Origin of the sequence: Delftia sp. WSY_16 (genome assembly GCF_043104415.1) — a bacterium.
Lineage (GTDB): Bacteria > Pseudomonadota > Gammaproteobacteria > Burkholderiales > Burkholderiaceae_C > Comamonas > Comamonas tsuruhatensis.
In genome coordinates, this window is sequence record NZ_JBICKS010000030.1 from 166,113 (window position 1) to 182,458 (window position 16,346).

18 protein-coding genes are annotated in these 16,346 nt (G+C 68.6%); 6 read left to right on the forward strand and 12 right to left on the reverse strand.

Annotated features, from left to right (window positions below):
- The first annotated feature begins 88 nt into the window (after positions 1-88).
- On the forward strand, positions 89-301 hold the full coding sequence (locus ACF8O7_RS16195) for a DUF2191 domain-containing protein (protein WP_043821701.1): 213 nt from the start codon (positions 89-91) through the stop codon (positions 299-301).
- Between the two features lie 126 nt (positions 302-427).
- On the opposite strand, the gene ACF8O7_RS16200 is transcribed toward ACF8O7_RS16195, so the two are convergent.
- The 3 genes from ACF8O7_RS16200 to ACF8O7_RS16210 form a co-directional block, all read right to left on the reverse strand.
- The gene (locus tag ACF8O7_RS16200) at positions 428-1,135 is read right to left on the reverse strand and encodes a hypothetical protein (RefSeq protein ID WP_016452681.1); all 708 of its coding nucleotides are present in this window, start codon (positions 1,133-1,135) and stop codon (positions 428-430) included.
- Between the two features lie 9 nt (positions 1,136-1,144).
- A complete protein-coding gene (locus ACF8O7_RS16205; RefSeq protein ID WP_319803992.1) occupies positions 1,145-1,606 on the reverse strand; it encodes a Com family DNA-binding transcriptional regulator in 462 nt (153 codons plus the stop codon).
- Positions 1,607-1,708: 102 nt separating this feature from the next.
- Entirely contained in the window at positions 1,709-2,461 is a 753-nt protein-coding gene (locus ACF8O7_RS16210) for a helix-turn-helix transcriptional regulator (RefSeq protein ID WP_126311027.1), read from the reverse strand.
- 229 nt (positions 2,462-2,690) lie between these two features.
- Here ACF8O7_RS16210 and ACF8O7_RS16215 point away from each other — a divergent pair, with 229 nt between their 5' ends.
- A complete protein-coding gene (locus ACF8O7_RS16215; RefSeq protein WP_126311028.1) occupies positions 2,691-4,277 on the forward strand; it encodes an Ig-like domain repeat protein in 1,587 nt (528 codons plus the stop codon).
- Between the two features lie 46 nt (positions 4,278-4,323).
- Here ACF8O7_RS16215 and ACF8O7_RS16220 read toward each other — a convergent pair whose 3' ends face one another.
- From ACF8O7_RS16220 to ACF8O7_RS16250, 7 genes are all read right to left on the reverse strand, one after another.
- Positions 4,324-5,082 (reverse strand): ABC transporter permease, encoded by a 759-nt coding sequence (locus tag ACF8O7_RS16220; RefSeq protein ID WP_016448370.1) that lies wholly within the window; start codon positions 5,080-5,082, stop codon positions 4,324-4,326.
- A complete protein-coding gene (locus ACF8O7_RS16225; protein ID WP_126311029.1) occupies positions 5,079-6,320 on the reverse strand; it encodes an ABC transporter substrate-binding protein in 1,242 nt (413 codons plus the stop codon). The genes ACF8O7_RS16220 and ACF8O7_RS16225 overlap by 4 nt, the downstream gene beginning before the upstream one ends.
- Positions 6,321-6,413: 93 nt before the next feature.
- The gene (locus tag ACF8O7_RS16230; RefSeq protein WP_013800535.1) at positions 6,414-7,229 is read right to left on the reverse strand and encodes an ABC transporter ATP-binding protein; all 816 of its coding nucleotides are present in this window, start codon (positions 7,227-7,229) and stop codon (positions 6,414-6,416) included.
- Positions 7,226-8,314: an acyl-CoA dehydrogenase family protein gene (locus ACF8O7_RS16235; protein WP_126311030.1), complete on the reverse strand. Its 1,089-nt coding sequence runs from the start codon at positions 8,312-8,314 to the stop codon at positions 7,226-7,228. The genes ACF8O7_RS16230 and ACF8O7_RS16235 overlap by 4 nt, the downstream gene beginning before the upstream one ends.
- A complete protein-coding gene (locus tag ACF8O7_RS16240; RefSeq protein ID WP_016448373.1) occupies positions 8,304-8,888 on the reverse strand; it encodes a carboxymuconolactone decarboxylase family protein in 585 nt (194 codons plus the stop codon). Before ACF8O7_RS16240 ends, ACF8O7_RS16235 begins: the two co-directional genes overlap by 11 nt.
- A 130-nt stretch (positions 8,889-9,018) precedes the next feature.
- Complete coding sequence (locus tag ACF8O7_RS16245) at positions 9,019-9,960, reverse strand: AraC family transcriptional regulator (RefSeq protein ID WP_016448374.1); 942 nt, start codon at positions 9,958-9,960, stop codon at positions 9,019-9,021.
- Between the two features lie 150 nt (positions 9,961-10,110).
- Positions 10,111-11,139: a tripartite tricarboxylate transporter substrate binding protein gene (locus tag ACF8O7_RS16250; RefSeq protein WP_126311031.1), complete on the reverse strand. Its 1,029-nt coding sequence runs from the start codon at positions 11,137-11,139 to the stop codon at positions 10,111-10,113.
- Positions 11,140-11,342: 203 nt separating this feature from the next.
- On the opposite strand from ACF8O7_RS16250, the gene ACF8O7_RS16255 reads away from it, so the two are divergent.
- Entirely contained in the window at positions 11,343-13,121 is a 1,779-nt protein-coding gene (locus ACF8O7_RS16255) for an IlvD/Edd family dehydratase (RefSeq protein WP_126311032.1), read from the forward strand.
- 57 nt (positions 13,122-13,178) lie between these two features.
- Positions 13,179-13,871, forward strand: a complete 693-nt coding sequence (locus ACF8O7_RS16260) for a GntR family transcriptional regulator (RefSeq protein WP_212644718.1) — start codon at positions 13,179-13,181, stop codon at positions 13,869-13,871.
- A gap of 31 nt (positions 13,872-13,902) precedes the next feature.
- On the opposite strand, the gene ACF8O7_RS16265 is transcribed toward ACF8O7_RS16260, so the two are convergent.
- Positions 13,903-14,178 carry a type II toxin-antitoxin system ParD family antitoxin gene (locus ACF8O7_RS16265; protein ID WP_016448378.1) on the reverse strand — a complete coding sequence of 92 codons (276 nt, stop codon included), beginning with the start codon at positions 14,176-14,178 and terminating at the stop codon, positions 13,903-13,905.
- Positions 14,179-14,244: 66 nt separating this feature from the next.
- Entirely contained in the window at positions 14,245-15,078 is an 834-nt protein-coding gene (locus ACF8O7_RS16270; protein ID WP_016448379.1) for a helix-turn-helix domain-containing protein, read from the reverse strand.
- Between the two features lie 70 nt (positions 15,079-15,148).
- Between ACF8O7_RS16270 and ACF8O7_RS16275 the strand changes: the two genes are divergently transcribed.
- Both ACF8O7_RS16275 and ACF8O7_RS16280 read left to right on the forward strand, forming a co-directional pair.
- Positions 15,149-15,811 (forward strand): MSMEG_1061 family FMN-dependent PPOX-type flavoprotein, encoded by a 663-nt coding sequence (locus tag ACF8O7_RS16275; protein ID WP_392443832.1) that lies wholly within the window; start codon positions 15,149-15,151, stop codon positions 15,809-15,811.
- Between the two features lie 27 nt (positions 15,812-15,838).
- On the forward strand, positions 15,839-16,234 hold the full coding sequence (locus tag ACF8O7_RS16280; RefSeq protein ID WP_154833467.1) for a hypothetical protein: 396 nt from the start codon (positions 15,839-15,841) through the stop codon (positions 16,232-16,234).
- Positions 16,235-16,346: the final 112 nt, after the last annotated feature.

Genomic DNA, 16,346 nt, shown 5'->3' on the forward strand with positions numbered 1-16,346 from the left:
AGGAGTGACCACTTCGGAGGGAAGCGCGCTTGTCTGCAGGCTGGCGCAAGCCCAGAATTGCATCTGTTTTGATGACAGAGGGCCCGCCATGCGGATCACCGTGACGATCGACGATGCCTTGTACGAAGAAGCCCTGAAGATGTTGGAGCCAGGCATGGACGAGGCAGATCTGTTCCAACAGGTCCTCAGAACTTTCGTGAGGGTGCAGGCAGCCAAACGCCTCGCAGCACTTGGCGGCAGGGCAACCGATATGCCGGACTCCCAGGAGATTGCGTGTCGCTGGCCCTCGCCTACAGACTAGCTTTCCACCAAAGGCAGCACGATGCGCAACGCATGGCAGCATGCGTATTGACCACTCCCTGCCAGAAGGACCAGGGCATGGCGGCGATACGGCCACACGCTGCCCTGGAACCCGCTCTCAGATCACTTACGGATTGGCTATCACCTCGTCAGCATCCGACCAATAGCTGATCAGGCGTGTATAGACAAAGCCGGCGGCAGGCTTGTTGGGATCACTGATGCTGAACAATACCACCTTGCCTGCGTCACGGGAGTCATAGTTGGCCGAGTAATCCGACCAGAAGGTTGGCAGGCTGAATACGGTCTGGCCCGTACTCTTGTCCGTTGCCCGGACTGCGTGGCCGATGCTGCCGTTCTTGGAAATGCTTTCGATCACCAGTCGATACCAGCGCAGTTCCTCGAGCTTGGCCTCGCCGATGGCACCACGCGGATATTGAGCGGACGGACGATGGTGCGAGTCACCGTTGTCCTTGGTGTTGGTGATCTCAATTTCCTCAAGCGCCACGCTGCCTGGCGAATAGCCCCAATTGCCCGCAATGACAGCACCGCCACGGTTGTCACCCGCCACACTGTATGAGCCTTTGTGCCTGGCAATGATGCCCATGTGGCAAGCGGCCAGATAGCCATCGCTGAAGCGCACATCCATCACGATGGTGTGGCGGTTGTTGGCAGGGTTGTAGTTGGCAGGACGCCCCGTGTTGTCGAACACGAGCGCATGCGGATTGATATGCCGCGAATCGTAAACAAGAGGGAAACCCGTCGTGCTTTTGTACTGCTGGATGTTGTCCGGCGGCATGTACTGATCCGAGACGAGAACCTTGGAAACTTGAGCCATGGAGGCCTCCTATTCAATGGATGGAGTCGAAGGCGCTCGGCGGCACTCGGGTGGGGGGTTCGCTTGGACCCTCAGGGAATTCAACGTGCCGCAACGCGGGCACTTGATGTTCAGTAGCTGAAAGACGCCCATGGCGAGCTTTCGATTGCAGTTCGCGCATCTCACTTCCTGCTCCATGCGCTGCCTCACTGCAATGGTTGAAACAACATGCCGTCGGACACCAGAAATGGCAACGTACCGCCGCTGAGAAGGACGGCGTTGAAGCCGACAGGAGAGCAACTGGCAAAACAAAACATGAGGCCTCGGCACAGTGGATTTCAGGAAGTCCGCCGTATGGCTTGGGCGGACTTTTATTGTGCTGGCGCGAAACCTGTAGGTAAAACTATGCCGGACGTAGCTGCACCGCTTACGTCGAGCAAGCCTGTGGTCGCGAGACAGCCGCCTGCACGCGCTGGCCCAGCGGTTTGGCATTGCCTGCCGGAGCGTCTTGCCGTAGGGCCGGTTTCCCTGCTTCTCGAAGGGCTGGCCCCGCGCACGGCGCACGCGCGGGTTCGCACAAGCGCGCGACACGCGCTAGAAATCCGGACTGCGCATCCTCGACAAGGCGTCCTGCCGATTGGCGGCTCCCAGCTTGCGGTAGATGTTTTCCAGGTGCCGCTTCACCGTGCCTGCACGCAACTCCAGCATGGTGGCGATTTCTGCGTTGGTGTTGCCGTTGGCGACCCATTGCAGCACTTCACGTTCGCGCGGGCTCAGCACGTCGGCAGCCGGCGAGCCCGGTGAGAGCGCCTGCCATGCCGCCTGGCTGATTCGCTGCTGCTGGCTCAGGCGCCGCCACTGCGCCTGCGCATGCGGCCCCAGCAAGGTCAGCGCCATGCGCTCCGCAGCCGTGTAGCCGCGCGAGGCGCGTGTGACATTGAGGGTCAGCATCGCGCCGTGGCCCAGGTCCACGTCCAGCGCGAGTCCGTCCTGCTGGCCCACCTGGGAGTAGGCCTGGGCATAGAGCGCCGTACGTTGCCATTGCCCGCGAGTCAGCAGGTCGGAAATGCTGGCGGCCTGCGTCTGGCGCTGCCGATACAAGGGGTTGTCGGCCAGATGCCGGTGCACCGCAGCGTTGACTTCGGAGGAAATGGCCCGCACCGGATCGTAGGCCGTGCAGCCACGGACTTCCGCAATGCCGGAGAAATCCACCACCCGAATGTCACCCGGCACCACCAGGCGCAGCGCGTGCAGCAAATGCGTGGCCAGCGCGTGCAGATCGGGCGCGCCGTGCACCGCGAGGATGGCCTGATTGAGTTGCCCCAGTTGCTGCGTTGACAGGGTCATGTCGCGAAATCCAATGGCGTGCTCGAGGTGCTGGCGATAGGTGGGCCGGCTGAGGCCGCATTTTCAGGCCTGCGATGTGCCGTCGGCACATTTTCACGATCTTCGCAGAAAGCTAAGGTCACGCGGTCCGCAACAACAGCGCGCGGGTCTGCCCGGGACACGCAGCGCAACGGGAGGAACCGTGCACGCTTTTCTTCACAGACCCCTTCGACGCCTCCGGCTTCTGGCAGTGCCTGGCGCGCTGTGCAGCCTGCTGGCACTCAATGGCCAGGCCGCGACCATCGTGGTCAATACCACGGACAACACGCCCGGTGCAGCGGACTGCAGCCTGAATGAGGCATTGACCAGTGCCCAGATGGATGACGGCAGTTGGGGCAACGGCGCATGCATATCGGGCAATGGCGCGGACACCATCGTGTTCGACCCGGCCGTCTTTCCGGCAGGCAGCCTCACCGCCATTGCATTGGCAGGCCATTCCATCGACCTCAACTTCACCACCTCGGACATCACGATCGACGGGGACCAGCGGGTGGCGCTCGATGGGGGCAATGCCTCCCGCCTGGTGTCGGCCCAGGGCAGCGGTGTCCAGCTCACGCTGCGCGGCCTGACACTGCGCGGCGGGCAGACCGCCGCCGGTGAAGACGGCGGCGCCATCTACCTGGACAACGGCGTCACCCTGCGCCTGGAGCGCAGCGTGGTGCAGGACAGCACGGCCGGCATCAACGGCGGGGGACTGTACAGCCGCGACAGCACGGTGACCATCGTGGACAGTGTGTTCAGCGGCAACCAGGCAGGGGGACAGGGCGGTGCCATCTACAGCACGGGCAGCGGCTCGCTGACGGTGGAGCGCAGCCGCCTGTCCGGCAACACGGCCCGCACGCTGGGCGGGGGCCTGCGCAGCGGGGTGCCGACCACCATGACCGACAGCACCGTCACCGGCAACGTGCTGGTGTCTCCGGGCTCGGGTGCCGGCGTCTCGTTCACGCTCACCCGCCCCCGCACACTCCACGGCAACCAGATCACGAACAACGCGCCCGGCAACAACTGTGGCGGCGAAACGTTCACGGGGACGGGCAACCGCTACTGGCCGGCCAGCGATACCAGTTGCCCGGCGGCGGCAGGTGCCATCGCCAAAGCGCCGCAGGCCATCACCTTCACCACGGCACCACCGGCCGGCGCACGGGTGGGGGATACCTATGACGTGGCCGCCGTCGGAGGCGCCTCGGGAAACCCCGTCATGTTCGCCGTGGATGCATTGACCGCGGCGATCTGCAGCGCCTCCGGCAGCACCATCCGCTTCCAGGCCGCAGGGACATGCACGATCAACGCCAGCCAGCTCGGCGATGCGGACCATGACGCGGCTACGCAGGCGGTGCAGATGGCGGCGGTGGGACAGGGCCCCTCCCGTGTCACGCTGACCTCCAGCGCCAATCCCTCGCGTTCCGGGCAGTCGCTGTCCTTCTCCGTGGTGGTCGCACCCGATGTCTCCCTGGGCACCGCCGCCGTCCCCACGGGAACGGTCGAAATCATGGCTGGCGGCCTGTCGCTGGGCACGGCGGGTTTGTCCAATGCCAGGGCCATCATCGCCACCACCCAACTGACGGCGGCCGGCCCGCATGCCATCGTAGCCCGGTACGGCGGCGATGCGAACTATCTCGCCGCGGACAGCGGCGCATGGGCCCAGACCGTGGAGCCCGCAGCCCCGGCCCCGGCCACAGCCACCCCCGTGCCCGCGCTGGGCCCCTGGGGAGTGCTGCTGTGCGCCGTGCTGACGGGATGGGCAGGACTGCGGCTGCGCCGCGTGCACGGCACCTGATGCGGCACCTGATGCAGCACCTGATGCCACCGCCTGCCCGCAGGCCTCAGGCCGAATGCATCCAGCGCTGGTGCAGCCAGCGCGCCGCATGGTCCAGCGCATAGCCCAGGGCGCCGATCAGCACCACGGCGGCCATCAGCTCCGAATACGCCAGGCGGTCGCGCGTGTCGAGGATGAAGTAGCCCAGGCCGGCCGATACGCCCAGCATTTCTGCGGGCACCAGCACGATCCAGATGATGCCGATGGCCAGGCGCACGCCCGTGAGGATCTGGGCCGTGATGCCGGGCAGCACCACGCGCAGCACGGTCTCGGTGCGCGTGGCCGACAGGCTGCGCGCCAGCAGCAGCCAGTTGCGGTCCAGCTGGGCCACGCCGGCCGCCGTGCTCAGCAGGATGGGCCAGACGGCGGCGAAGGCCAGCAGGAAGTACACGGGCGCGTCGCCCACGCCCAGCACCATCACGGCAATGGGCATCCACGACAGCGGCGAGATCATGCGCAGGAACTGGAACACGGGCGAAAACGCCTGCGAGAACCCGCGCGACAGGCCCACCAGCACACCCAGCGGCACGCCGACCACAAAGGCCAGTAGCAGGCCCACGGCCACGCGCTGCAGGCTCAGCAGGGTGTGCATCCAGATGTCGGCGCCCGTCAGCAGCTGGCCCAGCGCCTGCAGCGACGGCCAGGGCGCGAAGGCCGCAGCCACGGGCGTGCTGCGCGCCAGCAGCGCGCCGCCCACCCACCACAGGGCCAGGACCAGGGCCGCGCCCAGCAGCGGCAATCCAATACGTCGCAACACCTGGCTCAGACCACGATGGTTTCGCGGCGCGAGAAATCGGCCGGAATGCCGAAGACCTGCGGGCCGCCCACGGCCTGGATGGCCTTGCGCACGAAGCGGTCGTCCACCAGGTCGGTGGCCGCGAACTTGGGCTCCAGCTTGTCGAGGAAGCGCGTGTCGCCCTCGACCTTGGTGGCCTTGATGGCGCGCACCAGCTGCTCGGTGTACGACGGATAGGGATAGGGCTGGAAGTCGATGCGCCGCTGGTGCCAGCCCTTGTTGACGACCACGCCGCTGGCCTCGTAGCTGGCGTAGTCGGTGGCGGCCAGCACCTTGGACAGCGTCTGCTGCGGATGCGGCGTGTAGCGGCGCTCGCCTGTGCTCGACAGCAGGCGCGCGGCGGCCAGGCGGTTGTCGCGCGTCCACAGCTGGGCCTTGACCACGGCATTGGTCACGCGCTGGGCCCATTCGGGCTTGTCGGCGATATCGCGCTCGGCCAGGAAGGTGACGCAGCAGGCGTGGTCCTTCCAGACATCGCCCGAGAAGCGCAGCATCTTGCCCACGCCCGCGATCTCGGCGGCGGCATTGAAGGGCTCGGCCACGATGAAGCCCGCAATCGACTTGCCGGCCAGGGCCGAGACCATTTCGGCCGGTGCCAGCACGACGAGGTTGACCTCGTTGGCCGCAATGGCGCCGCCGCGCGCCCGCGTCACGGCCGTGAGGCCGGCCTTGCGCAGCACGTCCTGCAGCAGGATGTTGTGGATGGAGTACCAGAACGGGATCGCCACGGTCTTGCCGCCCAGGTCCTGCACCTTCTGGATCTCGGGCAGCACGGTCAGGCCCGAGCCGTTGACGTGGTTCCAGGCCACGATCTTGGCGGGGAACTTGGCGCCGTAGCGCACCCACAGCGTGGAGGGCGTGAGCAGGTGGATGACGTTGACCTGGCCCGAGACGAAGGCCTCGACGATCTGGGCCCAGGAGCGGAACAGGCGCGGCGCCTCGGCCTTGAGGCCTTCGGCCTCGAACAGGCCGTTGCCGTGGGCCACCAGCAGCGGCGTGGCGTCGGTGATGGGCAGGTAGCCGATCTTCACGGGCTGGTCATCGCCCTTGAAGCCCTGGGCGCGCGCATCGCCTGCGGCCAGCAGCGGCGCGGCCACCGAGGCCGTGGCCAGCGCGCCCAGGCGCAGCATGTCGCGCCGCGTGAGGCCGCAGCCGCAGTCCGACGAAGCGCAGATGTGGGTGTAGGAAGGGTGGTCCTGGAAGCTCATGCGAAAGACCTTTCAGAAGAGCATGGTTGAAGTCGAAGAAATGGCGGATCTGCAGGCGGATCGGCAGGCGGGCAGGCAGGCAGGCGAGCCGGATCAGGCCTGGGCCGCATGGCGCACGCCGTGCAGGGCCGAGAGGATGTCCAGCCGCAGCGCGGTCACGGCGGCGGCCTGGTCCTCGCGCGGGCGCGCTATGTCCACGCGCCATTCGCGCACGATGTGGCCGGGCCGCCCGCCCATCAGCAGGATGCGGTCGCCCACGAGGATGGCCTCGTCGATGTCATGCGTGACCAGCAGCGCGGCCGTGTGCCAGCGGTGGACCACGTCCACCATCAGCTCCTGCATCTCGGCGCGCGTGATGGCGTCCAGGGCCGAGAACGGCTCGTCAGCCAGCAGCAGCTGCGGCTCGCGGGCCAGGGCGCGCGCCAGGGCCACGCGCTGGGCCATGCCGCCCGACAACTGCGAGGGGTAGAGCGCGCCACTGCCGCCCAGGCCCACGGCCTGCAGCGCCTGCTCCACGCGCTGGCGGCGGGCCTCGGCCTCCAGCTTCGGCTGTCGCTCGAAGTCCAGGCCGAAGCCCACGTTGCGCCGCGCGTCCAGCCAGGGCAGCAGGCTGGGCTGCTGGAACACGAAGCCCGCGCGCGGGTGCGGCGCGGTCAGCGGCTGTCCGAGGAACTGGAGCTCGCCCCGGCTCCAGGCGCCGCCGTCCGGCGACTCCAGGCCGCCGAGCACGCGCAGCAGCGAGGACTTGCCGCAGCCGCTGCCGCCGAGCAGGCAGACGATCTCGCGCGGGGCAATGCTCAGGGAGATGTCCTCGAACACGGCCTTGCCGGGCGCATAGCCAAAGCCCGCGCCGCGTGCCTGCAGCACGGGCGCGGGAGCGTCAGGGGAGAAAGCTTCCGTCTGGGTCATGAACTGGTGGTTGCCAGGGCCGCGCCAGCCAGCGCACCCTGTAGCTGCGTGACGCTGGGCGTCACGATGGGGATGAAGGCCGCCTCGCGCCAACGGCGCGCAAATCCCAGCGGCTGGTCGCGATGATAAGCGCGCCCGCCACTGGCGTGCAGTTCCAGCTGCAGGGACTGCTGCACGATGTCGTTCAATTCCAGGCGCAGGCGGAACAGGGCTTGAGGTCGGTCAAGAAAACGCCCGTCGGACAGGCCGGCATGCAGCGTGGCCGTGGCCAGTTCCAGCGCGTGGCGCTGCTGCTGCAGCGGGCCGCCCAGCACATCGCGCCCGGCGCCGGCACGGGCCGAGGCCGCCGCCAGCGAGGCGCGCGCCAGGCCGATGCACAGCCCCAGCTGCAGGCCCATGAAGGCGGGCCGCACGCGCGGCAGGAAATGGTTGGCGTCGGCATGGATCACATCGGCCGGACCGATCTGCAGCCCCTCGATGGACAGCGCCGCCGTATGGCTGCCGCGCAGCGCGATCAGGTCCAGGTCGGCGCTGCGCTGCAGGCCCGCCGCATCGCCGGGCAGCGCGGCCACGAAGGGCTTTGCACCGTCGCTGCGCGAGACGGCAACGGCCACCACGAAGCGACCCGGCGGCACCAGGTTGGTGGCCCAGGGCACGCGCCCGCGCAGTGCAAGGCCGTCGGCGTTGCCGGAGCCGACGGGCGTGGCCTCGACCTGCAGGGCCTCGATGCCGCCCAGGTACTTCATGGCGTTGGACAGGCCCGTGGCGCCCGCCTGCGTGCCCTGCAGCAGGCCCGGCAGCCAGCGCTGGCGCAGCGCCGCGTTGGGCGACTGCAGCAGGTATTCGACAAAGGCGCGCTGCGCCCAGAACACGAAGCCCGCCGTCAGCGAATGCCCGGCCACGCCGGCAATGGCCTCCAGCGCATCGCCCAGGCTGCCACCCTGCCCGCCCTCGGCCACGGGCACGCCCAGGCCGAACAGGCGGTGCTGCGCCAGCCGGGGCAGCACTTCGTGCGCATGCGCGGGGCCTTCGTCCAGGGAGTCGGCATGGGCGTCCAGCCACTGCCGCAGCGAATCAGCCAGCATGTGCGTTCTCCTGCGGTTGTCGGAACTGTTCGGGCAGATAGGGCTGCAGCTGCGGGTTGACGGGGCTTTGCGCCAGGCTGTTGGCAAAGTTGCACAGCGTGGCCAGGCTGATGCCCAGCACCACCTCCAGCGCCTGCTGCTCGCTCAGGCCTGCTGCATGGAAGGCGGCCAGGGCCTCGTCGGCGACGGCGCCGCGCGTGGCGATCACGGCTTCGGCAAAGCGGCGCACGGCGTCCAGGCGGGGCTGGCCCGTGTCCCGGCCGTCCTGCAGCGCCACCACCTCGGCCTGGGTCAGGCCGGCCTGCTTGAAGGCCAGCTTGGTGTGGCCGGCCACGCAGAAGTCGCAGCCATGGATGCGCGCCGCCGTGATCTGCACCACCTCGCGCTCGGCCAGCGTGAGCTGGGCGCGCGCGTTGATCTGGCCCACGGTCACATAGGTCTCCAGCGCCTGGGGCGAGTTGGCCAGGATGGCGATCAGGTTGGGCAGGAATCCGTTGCCGGCCAGGGCGCGCTCCACGAAGGGGCGGCTGGCTTCAGGGGCGGTTTGCGGGGTGTGCAGGGTCAGGCGTGCCATGGTGCTTTGCAGGAATGAAGGAATGCCTTCATGATCGGCCGCGCCCCCCTTGCCATCAATGCCGCCGCGTCGCGGATTTATGCCCGAACGTGTCAACCCGCAGGCAGATGCGGCGGGCCCGGATGCCGGCTCAGCAGCAGCGTGCCTGCGCGCGCTGCCAGGCGCCGGGCTGCTCGCCCATCACGCGCTTGAAGGCGCGCGAGAATGCCGCGTAGGACTCGTAGCCCACGGCCTCGGCCACCTGGCCTATCGCCTCGCCCTGGGCCAGGCGGCGCGCGGCCAGCTGCATGCGCAGCAGCAGCAGGAATTGCTGGGGCGGCTGGCCGCAGGCCTCGGCGAACTGCCGAAAGAACGTGGCGCGCGACAGGCACACGCGCGCGGCCATGTCGGCCACGCTCCAGTTGCGGGCCGGCTCGCGCAGCAGCTCGGCCACCAGCGGCGCAAAGCCCGGCCGGCGCAGCAGGCTCCAGATGCCGCGCGCCCGCGCATCGCCATGCGCCAGCTGGCGCAGGCCGTAGAAGAACAGCAGGCCCACCAGCCGGTCCATCACGGCCGAGGGCTCGGTGCCCGTGCGCAGCGCCTCGGCGCGCATCAGGTCGAACAGCATGGAGGCGCCGCTCATCGCATGGTCGTCGCCGCGCAGCACCAGGTGGTCGGGGAAGGCATCGACCAGCAGGCCGCGCATGGGCCCCTCGAAGGTGAAGAAGCCGCAGGCCAGCGCCGTCTCTCCGATGCCGGCATCGCCCGTGGCGGGGCGCATGGCCTGCGGGGCGCAGGCCATGTCCGGGTCGGCATAGGGCGAGATGAAATGCGGCACGTCGCGCGAGAGGAACACGCCGTCGCGCGGCTGCAGCTCCACCGAGGGCTGGCCCGGCAGGTGCAGCCAGCAGCGCCCGTCCAGGATCAGGTGAAAGCTGGCCCGCGCGCGCCCCGCCGTGGAGGCCCGCCAGCGCCCGCAGTACTGCCCCACATGGAACACGCTGGCGCGCCATTGCAGGCCGTTGAGCAGGCCGTCGATGACGCGATCGACCTGCGCTTCGGCCGCGCTGTCGGGGACTGGGTCGGGTAGCACGGTGCGGCGGTGAAAAAGCTGAGGCGGTGGAGGGAATGCGGCCGGCCAGTATCGCCACGATGCAGGCGCGGGGGAACGAATCTTTGGGCATATGCTTGTGCCCTTCCCGATATCAGCGCGGCCCCACCCGGCCCCGCCCCGCACCCGGCCTCAGTCCGGCTTGATATCCGACTCCTTGATCACGGCCGACCAGCGGCCCACCTCCTTGGCGATCTGCATGCGCGCCTCGGCAGGCGTGGTGAAGGTGGGCATGGCGCCCTGGGCGACCAGGGCGTCCTTCACTTCCTGCTGCCCCATCACCTCCTTGAGCGCGCCGCTGAGCCGGGCGACGATGGGCGCGGGCGTGCCCGCAGGCGCCAGCAGGCCGAACATCGACGTCACCTCGAAGCCCGACAGCCCGGCCTCGGCCGTGGTGGGAATGTCGGCAATGGAGGGCACGCGCTGCGCCGTGGTCACGGCCAGGCCGCGCAGCCGCCCGCCCTTGATGAAGCCCTGCGTGGCGGGCAGGGTGTCGAACACCACATCCACCTGGCCGCCCATGAGGTCGTTGAGCGCGGGCGTGCTGCCCTTGTAGGGCACGTGCGTCAGCGGCACGCCGGCCTGCCGCTTGAACAGCTCGGCCGCCAGATGCTGGGGTGAGCCATTGCCCGAGGAGCCGTAGTTCAGCCCGCCCGGCTTCGCTTTGGCCAGCGCGATGAACTCCGCCAGATTGGCCGACGTCACCGACGGCCCCACGGTGATCACCAGCGGCACGCGGCCCACCACGGCTATGGGCGCGAAGCTCTTGTCCATGGTGAAGCCCGCCGTGGCAGGCATGAGCACGCTGTTGATGGAATGGCTGGTCAGCGCGCCCAGCAGCAGCGTATAGCCATCGGGCCTTTCCTTGGCCACGGCCGCGGCGCCCAGGTTGCCGGCCGCGCCGGCCCGGTTCTCCACCACCACGGGCTGGCCCAGCGCCAGCGAGAGCCTTTGCCCCACCACGCGGCCGATCACGTCGGTGGCGCCCCCGGGCGTGTACGGAACGACCAGCTTGATGGGCCGGGCCGGATAGGCGCCGTCGGCCAGCGCGGGCGTGGCCAGGCCTGGGCCCAGCGCCAGCGCGGCCAGCAGCGCCGCAGCCAGGGCGGCGCGCCGGTTGGGCGCATGAATGCGACGGATGCGGGATGCAGCAACAACCATGGGTGTCTCCTCCTTTTGTCTTGTGTCGGAAAAACATGCCCGGCACGCACTCCGGGCACGGCTGCATGGTTGGCCAGATAGATTATTAATAATATAGGTGATAACGACGATAATAATCCGCGGCATCCGCCGCTATCCTGCCCCACGACAAGGCAGCGCCTGCCTTCCGACCCCGCCAAGACCCTCTGCAAAGCACCCCACCCATGACCGACCCCAAGACTCCCGATGGCGCTCCAGGCCATGACATCGCCCCCGCCGATGCGGCCACGGGCATCTCCAAGGGCCTGACCAACTACGGCGACCGCGGCTTTTCGCTGTTCCTGCGCAAGGCCTTCATCAAGGGCGCGGGCTACACGGACTCGGCGCTGCAGCGGCCCGTCATAGGCATCACCAACACGGGCAGCAGCTACAACCCCTGCCACGGCAATGCGCCCCAGCTGATCGAGGCCGTCAAGCGCGGCGTGATGCTGGCGGGTGGCCTGCCCATGGACTTCCCCACCATCTCGGTGCACGAAAGCTTCTCGGCGCCGACCAGCATGTACCTGCGCAACCTCATGTCCATGGACACCGAGGAGATGATCCGCGCCCAGCCCATGGATGCCATCGTGCTCATCGGCGGCTGCGACAAGACGGTGCCGGCCCAGTTGATGGGAGCGGCCTCGGCGGGCATTCCGGCCATCCAGCTGATCACCGGGTCGATGCTCACCGGCTCGCACCGCAGCGAGCGCGTGGGCGCCTGCACGGACTGCCGCCGCTACTGGGGCAAGTTCCGCGCCGAAGAGATCGACGCCGAAGAGATCGCCGACGTGAACAACCAGCTGGTGGCCAGCGTGGGTACCTGCTCGGTCATGGGCACGGCCAGCACCATGGCCTGCATTGCCGAGGCGCTGGGCATGACCGTGCCCGGCGGCGCCTCGCCCCCCGCCGTCACGGCCGACCGCATCCGCATTGCCGAGCAGACCGGCACCGAGGCCGTGCGCATGGCGCGCGGGGGCCTGACCATCGACAAAATCCTCACGCCCGCCGCCTTCGAGAACGCCATGCGCGTGCTGCTGGCCATCGGCGGCTCCACCAACGGGCTCGTGCACCTGGCCGCCATTGCGGGGCGCATGGGCTATGACATCGACCTCAAGGCCCTGGACCGCATGGGCCGCGACACGCCCGTGCTGCTGGACCTCAAGCCCTCGGGCGACCACTACATGGAGGACTTCCACCACGCGGGCGGCATGGCCACGCTGCTGCGCGAGCTCAAGCCCCTGCTGAACCTGGACGCCCTCACCGTCACCGGCCGCACGCTGGGCGAAGAGATCGACCGCGCCGGCCCCGGCTTTGCGCAGGACGTGGTGCGCCCGCGCTCCAACCCCATCTACCCGCAGGGCGGCATCGCCGTGCTGCAGGGCAACCTGGCGCCGGGCGGCGCCATCATCAAGCAGTCGGCCGCCCATCCCCGGCTCATGGAGCACGAAGGCCGCGCCGTGGTCTTCGAGAACGCGGCCGACCTGGCCCACCGCATCGACAGCGACGACCTGGACGTGACGGCCGACGACATCCTCGTGCTCAAGAACATCGGCCCCAAGGGCGCGCCCGGCATGCCCGAGGCCGGCTACATCCCCATCCCGCGCAAGCTGGCGCGGGCCGGCGTCAAGGACATCGTGCGCATCTCCGACGGGCGCATGAGCGGCACGGCCTTCGGCACCATCGTGCTGCACGTCACGCCCGAATCGGCCGTGGGAGGGCCGCTGGCCCATGTGAGGAATGGCGACCGCATCACGCTGTCGGTGGCGCGCCGCGAGCTGACGCTGCAGGTCGGCGACGAGGAACTGGCCCGCCGCGCCCGCGAGCAGCCGGTGGCCGTGCCCACGGCCGAGCGCGGCTACCGCAAGCTCTTCCTCACCACCGTGAACCAGGCCGACCAGGGCGTGGACTTCGACTTCCTGCGCTGCGCCACCGAGCGCGGCACCATTCCCGGCCGGCGTGAATAGTCGGCGCAGGCGGTCAATTCGGACAAAATGGCGTCTTTGTCCCAACCGCCTGTCTTGATGGTCGCTGCCGCCTCACTGCCGATTTCCCTGGATGCCGAACCCGCCCCCGCAGCCGACGCCCTGGGCGCCATGGTGGCCGCGCTGGAAGAGGACGTGGTCTTCGGCCGGCTGCACCCGCGCGAACGCCTGGTGGAGGACGACCTCATGGCCCGCTTCGACGTCAAGCGCCATGTGGCCCGCGAGGCCCTGGCCGCGCTGGACCGCATGGGCCTCATCGAGCGCCGCAAGAACGTGGGCGCCCTGGTGCGCTCCTTCTCCACCCAGGAAGTGCAGGAGCTGTACGAGCTGCGCGGCATGCTGGAAGTCGAGGCCGCGCGCAAGATCCCCCTGCCCGTTCCCCCCGAAAGCCTGGACCGCCTGACCGCCATCCAGCAGCAGCACGACGCCGCCGTGGCCGAAGGCAACGCTCGCCTGGTGTTCCGCATCAACCTGGCCTTTCACCAGGAACTGTTTGCGCTGGCGGGCAACGACACGCTGCACAAGGCCATCACCGAATACGCGCGCCAGACCCACCCCATCCGCTTCGCCTCCCTGGTCTCGGCCGACTACCGCGAGCGCGCACGCCAGGAACACTGGCAGATGATCGAAGCCCTGCGCGCCCAGGACCGCGACGCCCTGGTCCGCCTGTGCGCCGAGCACCTGCTGCCCTCGCGCGATGCGTATCTGAATGCGCAGTTGCAGCGGTTGTAGGCGAAGTCACCCAGGAGCGACGCGGGCAGCGTCACGCGCCGTTGCCGCCGCTGCGCTCGGCAGCCAGACGCTCCCGCAACTGGCCGAGGGTGACGGCGCTGGAGGGATCAGCCCTCAAGGCGTCATAAGCAGGGCCTACCTCCAGGTGCAGCCAGCTATCCAGGCCGCGATCCTTGTCCATCAGCGCTTTCAACCCCGCGCAGATCACCTCGCTTTCGCTGGCGTACTCACCGGCCCTCACTTTGGCCCTGACCGCATCGGCGATGTCATTGGGCAAGGTGATGCTCATTTGCTGAGTGGTCTGCATGGGAGGCTCCCTGTAGGCAAGTGAGTGATCCTACTTTCATGTGGCAATCCAGTCGCCGACCCCGCCTCAGCTTGCACTCGCCCCCAACCTCCCCCGGTACGCCGCAGGCGTCTCCCCGAACGTGCGCCGGAACAAGCCGATGAAGGCGCTGGCCGTGGCGTAGCCCAGGTCCAGCGCGATGTTCGTTACAGGCGCGCCGGCGGCCAGCATCTCCAGCGAGCGCATCAGCCGCGCGCGCTGGCGCCAGGCGGTGAAGCTGAAGCCCGTCTCCGAGACAAAGCGCCGGCTCAGCGTGCGCGAGCTGACTGCGGCCCAGCGCGCCCAGGCCTCCAGGTCGCGGGCATCGGCCGGGTCGGCGATCAGTGCGCGGGCGATGCGCTGCAGGCGCGGGTCGGCGGGCAGGGGCAGGCCCAGGGGCTCCACGGGCAGGGTGCGGATCTCGTCCAGGATCACCGCCATCACATGGGCGCGGGCCTGGTCCGCCGAAGGGCCTGGTTGCACGGGCTGCGTTGTGGGCACGCCTTGCTGCCATCCCCAGCCGGCGGCGCGCAGCACGGCCTCGCGCAACAGGCCCGAGGTGCGGATGGCGCAGGGCCGCTGCGGCAGGTCGGCGCAGGCCGGCTCCGCCACATAGACGCTCCAGCCGTGGAAGGGACCATGGGAGCGGCCCGAATGCAGCTGGTGCGGCGGCAGCCACACGGCATGGATGGCGGGCACCACCCAGACCGCGTCTTCCACGCCCACCGACAGCAGCCCGCGCAGCGAGCCGAACAGCTGGCCGCGCGCGTGGCGGTGCGGCTCGGAGGCCAGCTCCTCGTCCTGGTTGCCCACGGCTGCTATCAGCACGGGGCCATCGGCACGGTTCACATGGCTGACCAGTTCAAGAATGGCATCGGGCATGGCGTCTTTGAGCTATTTGTTGGCTGATCCAGTCTACAGCCGCCAACGCCTTTGTTCTTACGCTTGTGCCATGCACACAGACAACACCGCCCTTGCAGACCCGCCAGGCCCGGCCATCGACCTGGACTTGCTCTACGCCGCCCCGGCAGAAAGAATCCAGAAGGCCGTGCGCGACCGCCTGTCCGACTTCCACGAGGCCTATCTGCGCCAGGCCAGCTTCTTTTGCCTGGCCACGGCCGGCGAACGCGGCCTGGATGCCTCGCCGCGCGGCGGGCCACCCGGCTTTGTGCAGGTGCTGGACGAGCGCACCGTGGCCTTTGCCGACTGGCCCGGCAACAACCGCATCGAATCCCTGCGCAACCTGCAGGCCGATGACCGCCTGGCCATGCTCTTCCTGTTCCCGGGGCTGGACATCTTCCTGCGCATCAACGGGCGCGGCCGCATCTCCACCGACCCCCATCTGCTGCAGGAACTGAGCGAAGGCCGGGGCACGCCCAAGACCGCCACCGTGGTCCTGGTCGACGAGGTGCTGCTGCACTGCGGCAAGGCCGTCCACCGCTCCGGCCTGTGGAACCCGTCAAGCCAGCTGGACCGCACCGCCCTGCCCTCCGTGGGCCAGATGATGGCCGCCCTCACGCAGTTGGCCGATGCCACGGCGCCCGCCATGGATACCGCCCAACAGGAACAGGCCAACGCCCACTACGCCCATGCGGTCAGGAACGACCTGTACTGACGGCCCGCCCTTTTCAGGAGAAATGCCATGCTGCTCGACACCACCCACTTTCCCCTGGTCTACCTGCGCGAGCATGCGGCGCAGAAGGCCCGCACCAACGAAGACGCATCGGCCGAAGGCCAGCTGGAATCCCTGCTCGACCAGGGCCGGCACTTCGTGCTGCTCACCGACCACCTGCCCGGCGACCACCCCGAGGAAAGCCACGAAGAACGCAAGCAGCGCGCCCTGTTCTTCAAGCGCAACCGCGAACGCATGCGCCAGCTGTGCCGGGGCATGGTCGTCATCACGGGCGACCGCGCCGTGCCCACCGCCCTGCGCCTGGCCGTGCAAGGCATGGGCAAGGCGCTGGGCATGCGGGTTGCGTTCGTGCAGGGGGAGGATGAGGCGCAGGTCTGCTCGTGGGAGCTGCTTGGACAGGCGTGAAGGCGGGCCAGGCGGAGTGTGGGCACAAACAGACACATCTCCCTACAAGCTCCATACGGGGGAGTCGCATCGATAAAATTATTGGGAATCATTCTCATCCCGCATTCTCATC